The sequence below is a fragment of the Bacillus sp. AFS040349 genome, assembly GCF_002577655.1.
Classification (GTDB): Bacteria; Bacillota; Bacilli; order Bacillales; family Bacillaceae; genus Metabacillus.
This window is the reverse complement of sequence record NZ_NUMC01000092.1, coordinates 1-7388: the sequence shown is the minus strand read 5'-3', so window position 1 is coordinate 7388 and position 7388 is coordinate 1. Positions and strand designations below refer to the sequence as shown.

The 7388-nt window shown below is 35.8% G+C and carries 7 protein-coding genes and 3 tRNA genes; 3 read left to right on the top strand and 7 right to left on the bottom strand.

Features of this window, described 5'->3' with window-relative positions; genetic code table 11:
- Nucleotide 1: 1 nt before the first annotated feature.
- The 3 genes from COD11_RS19100 to COD11_RS19090 all read right to left on the bottom strand — a co-directional run bounded on the left by COD11_RS19100 (nucleotide 2) and on the right by COD11_RS19090 (nucleotide 314).
- A tRNA-Leu gene (locus tag COD11_RS19100) sits at nucleotides 2–87 on the bottom strand.
- A 33-nt stretch (nucleotides 88–120) separates the two neighbouring features.
- A tRNA-Val gene (locus COD11_RS19095) sits at nucleotides 121–196 on the bottom strand.
- Nucleotides 197–242: 46 nt separating this feature from the next.
- Nucleotides 243–314: transfer RNA gene (locus tag COD11_RS19090), tRNA-Glu, on the bottom strand.
- 418 nt (nucleotides 315–732) lie between these two features.
- Between COD11_RS19090 and COD11_RS19085 the strand changes: the two genes are divergently transcribed.
- From COD11_RS19085 to COD11_RS19075, 3 genes are all read left to right on the top strand, one after another.
- The gene (locus COD11_RS19085) at nucleotides 733–996 is read left to right on the top strand and encodes a DUF1292 domain-containing protein (RefSeq protein WP_098798480.1); all 264 of its coding nucleotides are present in this window, start codon (nucleotides 733–735) and stop codon (nucleotides 994–996) included.
- Between the two features lie 345 nt (nucleotides 997–1341).
- Complete coding sequence (locus tag COD11_RS19080; RefSeq protein WP_098798479.1) at nucleotides 1342–1530, top strand: hypothetical protein; 189 nt, start codon at nucleotides 1342–1344, stop codon at nucleotides 1528–1530.
- 164 nt (nucleotides 1531–1694) lie between these two features.
- Nucleotides 1695–2651, top strand: coding sequence for a 3'-5' exonuclease (locus tag COD11_RS19075; RefSeq protein ID WP_098798478.1), 957 nt, complete (start codon nucleotides 1695–1697; stop codon nucleotides 2649–2651).
- 57 nt (nucleotides 2652–2708) lie between these two features.
- Here COD11_RS19075 and COD11_RS19070 read toward each other — a convergent pair whose 3' ends face one another.
- The 4 genes from COD11_RS19070 to COD11_RS19055 form a co-directional block, all read right to left on the bottom strand.
- Nucleotides 2709–3773 (bottom strand): hypothetical protein, encoded by a 1065-nt coding sequence (locus COD11_RS19070; RefSeq protein ID WP_255301643.1) that lies wholly within the window; start codon nucleotides 3771–3773, stop codon nucleotides 2709–2711.
- Between the two features lie 205 nt (nucleotides 3774–3978).
- A complete protein-coding gene (locus tag COD11_RS19065; RefSeq protein WP_098798476.1) occupies nucleotides 3979–5097 on the bottom strand; it encodes a 5-methyltetrahydropteroyltriglutamate--homocysteine S-methyltransferase in 1119 nt (372 codons plus the stop codon).
- A 268-nt stretch (nucleotides 5098–5365) separates the two neighbouring features.
- On the bottom strand, nucleotides 5366–6628 hold the full coding sequence (locus COD11_RS19060) for a peptidase (protein WP_098798481.1): 1263 nt from the start codon (nucleotides 6626–6628) through the stop codon (nucleotides 5366–5368).
- 38 nt (nucleotides 6629–6666) lie between these two features.
- The gene (locus tag COD11_RS19055; protein WP_098798475.1) at nucleotides 6667–7332 is read right to left on the bottom strand and encodes a 3-oxoacid CoA-transferase subunit B; all 666 of its coding nucleotides are present in this window, start codon (nucleotides 7330–7332) and stop codon (nucleotides 6667–6669) included.
- Nucleotides 7333–7388 lie beyond the last annotated feature (56 nt).

Here is a 7388-nt window from a genome sequence, read left to right as displayed (position 1 = left end):
TTGGTGCGGGTGAAGGGACTTGAACCCCCACGTCACAAGGACACTAGATCCTAAGTCTAGCGCGTCTGCCAATTCCGCCACACCCGCATAGTAAGTTAATTCGCTAGTGCGAAAATAATATGGTGGAGGATGACGGGATCGAACCGCCGACCCCCTGCTTGTAAGGCAGGTGCTCTCCCAGCTGAGCTAATCCTCCAAATCAATATGTTACTTCCTATTAATTTAATTTAAATTATAGTAAGTGACCCATACGGGATTCGAACCCGTGTTACCGCCGTGAAAGGGCGGTGTCTTAACCGCTTGACCAATGGGCCATATTTATTTTTGACCATAAGATGGTCATGCCTGGCAACGTCCTACTCTCACAGGGGGAAACCCCCAACTACCATNNNNCGCCATCATTACCAGACAAATTTCAAAGACAAATATTATTATAATTACTTCACGAAAAATTTCAAGACCTTTTTATAAAAAACTTATTTCGCTTGTCTTGTTTCGAATGAAGCAGGATTTATAATTTATCACACTAGTTATTCATGTGTCAATATCTTAATTGTATTTACCAAGCTTACTCGGCAACGGAAACAATCATATCATCTCAATTTATAAAAGAAAAGATCCAAATTATGGGCTATTGAGTTTTTATTTTTCTATATAAGTAATCCCCCTCTCAAGCTCATTAAATGATTCTACTTAGGATAAACTACTTTTGACAATTTGGAGGTGTGTAAAATGACCTTGGAGCAAGAAAGGGATATTATTACAGTCGAAGATGAGAACGGCAAGGAAAGAACATTTTCAGTTGAAGCATTACTTGTAGTGGAAGCTGACACCTATGCTCTATTGACATCAAAAGACCATTATTATGATCCAATCATTATGCAGGTTTTAAACGAAGAAGATGGTCAATATCTTGTTGGAGTTTCAGATCCAATTAAAAAGAATATCGTTATAGATGCGTATGAAATTGCTGTTGATGCGAACCCTGCTGATTAAACCTTTCCTGCTCAAGCTGGTTCACATAACAAGTATCTAGTATACAACGAACAAAATAAAGTTCTTTTCAATATGACAATTGGTCATCGAGCAATCGGGTTGCCTTTAATCCAGCTTACGAACATTGGAAGTTATGTTCCATCAATAATGCCAGATAGATATAATGCTTTTATTTATATAAACCAGTCAAATGCTCTCAATCTAATTAAGGTACGAGAGGTCTTACTCTAATTAAGGTAAAGAGTTAAATTTTACTCCCTTCTTCCTCATAAGTAAAGGCTAGAAATTAATTTTTCCCTTGTTATAATGCTAAATGGATAGATTATTTCAAAAAGGTGGGCATTTATGGGGAACACATGTCGGTTTGTTGTCAATGCGGTAGGTAAAAAGGGAGAAACTTACTATACGCAACTAAACACAAAAAAAGAACTTGAAAATTGGATAACAGACCATCAAGACAAATTATTAATGGATGAATTAAAAATCGTAGACAAGAAATTACCGCCTTTCTTAAAATGGTTTTTGAACAAATAAAATAAGAAGCATAAGGAGATATTTGGTTATCTTCTTATGCTTTTTTCTATTTAAAGGAAGTAAAAGGCTAATTGTAATATTACACATACTTTCATTTTACACTTATTGGACCTTTTCATTTTAAACTTTCCCCCATATAATTACCTTTTAAAGGGGGGAAATGAATGGCGGACATCAAACAATATATTTTCTTTGATTTCGAAATGTTATGCTCTGATCAAGGGATGGCTTTTGAGAAGATGGAAGCCATTCGTTTGGGCGCTGTAAAATATGAATTAGATTCAAAAAAAATTTCATATTTTGATCGATTTATACGACCGGAAAACAGCAATCCTTTAACTGAATTTTGCAAAACGTTAACCGGTATTAAAGATTCTGATTTACAAAAAGCAAGCGATTTTAAAGACGTTTTTGCTGAATTTCTTGAATGGGTTGGTGGGCTAAAGAAGTCTCAATATTTTTCCTGGTCGCCAAGTGATTTATCACGACTAAAAATCGACGCATTAAAACATTGCATTCCTGAACGTACTATTAGAAAAATTGAAACTCGATATACTGACTTTCAAGATATTTTTAAAAAGACAGTTTCTAAGACTAATATTTCGGTTGAGGATGCATTAGCTCTGTATGGATTAGAGTTTTTAGGTGACAAGCATAACCCTATGTATGATGCTTACAATACACTTCGTATTTATCAAAGCTATTTGTGTGAACCGATTAAATCCGACATGATTATGCTAAAAAAATTCATCTTTGAAGAAGAATCACCTGAAGATATGAATATGATAAATCTAAAGCTTTCTATGCACATGCAACAAGACGCCAAAGAAATAACAGAACAATTACGCGAGATATACCGGCTACGTGATGTAAAGAAGCTCTTAAAGCCGATTAAGAGACTTTCTCTAAAATATGAAAATGTGTTTATAAATCGATCTGGAATATTTACAAGACAAAATGTATATGATGCAGAGTGCTTTCTTTCTTTTTATCAAGATTTTCTTTTTACTTTTGAAGAACATTTTGCGCATTCTTCAAGAGTTGTTATTTTACACGAATATATGCTTAACCCATTAAAGGAAGTTATCTCAATAAACACTAAAAACCCCACCTTCATTTAGTGGGGTTTTTAGTTTCGTTCATTACCTTCTAATATAGCAAGTATATCTTTGGTTTAATTAGGCCTCTATTTTACTCATTAATGCTTGATAAAATCTCTCAGGCTCATCAGGCGAAAGATGTACTTTCTTTACTTTTCTCTTAAAGCCATACATGAATCTGGCTTCCTGCTCACAAGTAAATTCGATTTCAAAGATTGGCTTTTCTTTCATAAAATCAGATAATACTGCATCAAATACCTTTTCTCTCTCTTCTTTGGACAATTTTTCAGGACCATCATAATAGCGAATGCTTTTTATCTCCTCTAATGGAACGATTAGCTGCTTTGCTAATCCAACCTGTAAAGACATCAAACGGTCACTAATAATGAAAGGCGTTAGGCGAATAGCGTGAATTTCAGCTACTAAAAAGAAAAGGGTGTACACATTCAAAACGAGTGAGATGATCGCCACAATCTCATTCCAAGAATGAAGTAAAAAATGAAACCCTACAGATTCAAGTATCAAAGCGTGAATTAACATGATATTAAATGCCATAGAACTTGACTTTTTATGGTACGAAAACATTTCATGATTATTACTAATAGAGAGTGATTTCTTTCTCCAAGTGCAAAGGCTAAAATAAAACATAGAAAGTTCAGATACGATTATACTTAAGAATCGCGAAGGCCTTAACTCTTGATAAATAGACTGTTCAATTCGATATTGTAGTGTAGGAATTTCCGTTTGGTGTGTTTTTACTCTTTTTAAGATAGCGGGTATTTTGGTTATTAATTTATAAACAATGTAAAGCTCTAGTAATAATAATGCCCCTTCCCCAGCAAAGAGCAGGTATTTCACAAAAGAATAGGATGAAAGTAGTCCGTTCGGTACAACAAGATAAGCAATCCCATAGCCTGCTAATGCAACAGGAAGTAGATATTTTAGCGAGTAGCGTTTTCTTATAATAAAAAAATACGCCAATAATGGAATAACAATAATAAAATCAAACAGAGAACCTAATGCAACCCCATTCGGAAGCGGTTTCATAAATTCCACACGATAAAGCATTGTATTGGCTGCAATAATTAATGAAAGAAGAATAAAAAAACTAATCCAGCTTTTCTTTGTAAAAGCATGCATCATGCATACCTCCTTTCTTCTATTATATAAGAAAGATAGATAGAAATGGGCATAAATAAAGGTAATTTATTACAATTTTATGGCGGATTTATTCTTATCTGATTAAAATGATTGTTTATGCAATCCATTAACAATAGAAAAAAGCCGTACCATTTCGGTACAGCCTCTTCATTCGACATACTTCGGGTCGTGCCTGTCACTTGTCGAACTACTTCCAAGCACTATTCGCAATTTCAATAACATGGCGAACCTTCGCCCATTGCTCTTCTTCAGTTAGTAAGTTACCTTCTTCAGTTGATGCGAAGCCACATTGTGGACTTAAGTGTAGCTGATCTAAAGATACATATTGTGCTGCTTCGTTTATTCGAGCTTTTATAGCTTCGGTATCTTCAAGTGAAGGTGTTTTTGTTGTGATTAGACCTAGCACTACGTGAAGGTCACTTCTATTTATGTGGCGAAGTGGCTCAAAACCACCTGATCGGCTATCATCAAACTCTAAGAAAAGACCATCTAGGTTAAGTTGTCCAAAAATAATTTCTGAAGCACCATCATAGCTACCAGAAGAAGCATAGGATGATTTGTAGTTTCCACGACAAATATGCATTGTCAGAACCATATCATCTGGCTTAACAGAAGTAACCTCATTTACAGCATGTTTAAACTGATGGATAAGTTCGTCTGGATCAGAACCAAAAGCTCTTACAAGGTTACGACTGCTTTCATCAAAAAATAATGCCCAAGCTGTGTCATCAAGTTGTAGGTAACGACAACCTTCATTATAAAATGCAACTACTGCATCTTTGTATGCTTGAATGAGATCCACATAAATTTCATCTAAACTACTATAAAATTGTTTTTCAAAATCACTGCCGATTCCTTCTCTAAAGAAAATCATATTTGGACTTGGAATAATCATTTTAGCAATATGACCATCGTTACCAACTACTTCTTTTAAGTAACGGAAATGCTCAAGCATGTAATGATCATTAAACTTAATTTTTCCATTAATCCGAATATTGAAAGCAGAAGTTTCCACATCATGGAATGGTACACCACGCTCTGTTTCAACAACCTCAATACCTTCTAAACCTGCTAGGTAATCGAAGTGCCACCAACCGCGTCTAAATTCTCCATCAGTAATTGTTTTTAGACCTACTTCTTTTTGCTTAGAAACTAATTTAGTAATTTCTTCATTTTCTATTTTTGTTAGTTCTTCAAACGTGATACTTCCCTCAGCATGTTTTTGACGTGCTTCTTTAATACGCTTCGGTCTTAGAAAACTTCCTACATGATCAAACCTTGGTAAAGTAGAAACAATAGTACTCAAATGTATCCTTCCTCTCTTTTTGACTCCGTAAGCAATTAAAGCTTTTAGAATAGCAATCTAGTAATTGGAATCATTCTTGTTAAAACTGATTATACACATTTTTTTATCATTCGCCTAATTTTGCGTTTGTTTATTTCTGCTATTTAGAATTTTTAATAAACTATTACAAATATAATTTCGGCTCTTAACTATGTATTTTACGCCAATCCCTTCATAATTTAAGAGATTAGCGTATTGTAAAGTGAATTATCCTAAATAAAAACGACTGTTATCGTTCGACTCCACACCAATCAACAATAGTGAGCGCAATAATTTCAGCCGCTTCGAATACCTTTTCAATTTCAATGTATTCGTTTGGATAATGCGCTTTTTCTGTAACACCAGGGCCAAACACAATGGTTGGAGTTGAACCAACTGTAGTTAATAAACCACCATCTGTCCCCCATGGTGATGCTTCAATAACTGGTTGCTCTCCTGTAACTTTAAAATAGCTTTTTGTTAATGAAGATATGAATGGATGATTAACATCAATTGAGCCTGGAACCCATCTCGCTCCAAACCATTCAAGAGAAACTGGATATTTGGCAAACCATGGATCTACTTTTTCCAGCTCCTGAATCCAGCTTTCAAATTCTTTTTGAGCTTGCTCTATCGTCTCATCTGGAGAAATTCCTACCCTTCCTTCTAATTTGACAAAATCAGCTACAGAGGAAGGCCAATCTCCACCTTCCACTTTACCTATATTAATTGGAATAGGAATAGGGATATTATTATATAAGGGATCAGAAATACGTTCATTTCTTCTCTTTTCAAGTTCTTTTATATGTTCGATAACAATCATTGATTTTTCAATTGCACTTACCCCTTCATACCGTGTGCCTCCATGTGCAGCAAGACCCTTAACATTTAACCGAAACCACATTGATCCTTGCTGTTTTGGGAATATTTTCATATTTGTCGGTTCAGGAATGAGGGCAGCATCTGCCTGGTAACCTCTTAATATCGCTGCCAGCGTTCCAGCACCGCCACTTTCTTCTTCTATTACACTTTGAAATATAACATCTCCTTTTAATGGAATACCGAGTGCACGGAGAGCTGATAATGCTAACAAAAGTGAAACATTTCCACCTTTCATATCTGTTGCACCGCGACCATAAAGCCTTCCATCAATCACCTTTCCGCTATAAGGGTGCTGCTCCCACTGTGTTATATCTCCCTCGGGAACAACATCAATATGACCGTTTAATATGAGAGAACGACCTTCACCTGTTCCCTTTAATACACCAACAACATTTAGACTGCCTTTAAATTCAGTTCTTGGTGAAGCAAAATAAGGATGTTCAACTAGCTGTTTCCCCTCAGGCTCCCATGCATCCACTTTTAAGCCAATTTTACGTAGCTTTTCAATAACAATTATTTGAGCCTTCCGTTCATTCCCCTGTATGCTATTTTCTTTAACTAAATTTTGTAATAGCTTTATACCATGATCATGATTATTAGCAAGCCATTGGTTTATTTGTGCCCGAAGCATCTCTCGTTCTCCGTTCACCCTTCATCCCTCATCTCTTTTTAGTAGGTGCTGTTCTTAATATTTTCTGATAGTTGTAATCTAGCATTTGTTAGACTCACAACTTCTACGACTGTATATGGTTTCATGACTTCTTTTAATAGTAAACCTTCACTTGTTACTTCTATTACCGCCATTTCTGTAATAATCAGGCTAACACATCTTTTCGCAGTTAAAGGGAGTGTACATGTGTTAACTATTTTGGACTGTCCTTTTTTATCACAATGATTCATTAAAACAATAACTTTTTTGGCTTTTTTAGCTAGCTCCATTGCCCCACCAATCCCAGGTACTCGTTTACCAGGTACGATCCAGTTTGCCAAATCACCTTCTTCACTTACTTGTAGTCCACCAAGAATGGTCATATCTAAATATCCGGAACGAATCATTCCAAAAGCTGTGGCACTATCAAAATAAGATGCTCCAGGCACAATCGTCACTGGGAAGCCTGCTGCATTGCATAAAGTTGGGTTTTCTTCACCCTTTTTGGGTGACTCTCCCATCCCTAAAATTCCGTTTTCGGCCTGAAACATAACTTGTAGATTCTTTGGTAAATGGTTTGGTATAAGAGATGGGATTCCAATTCCTAAATTAACAATCATGCCTTCCTCAATTTCCTTAGCAGCTCGTTTGGCAATCCTATTTCTAGCATCTAATTCTGCAGTCACTTTTCTGCCCCCCAATCGACATTAACAGACAAAACTCGGGAAGTGACAGCGTACTA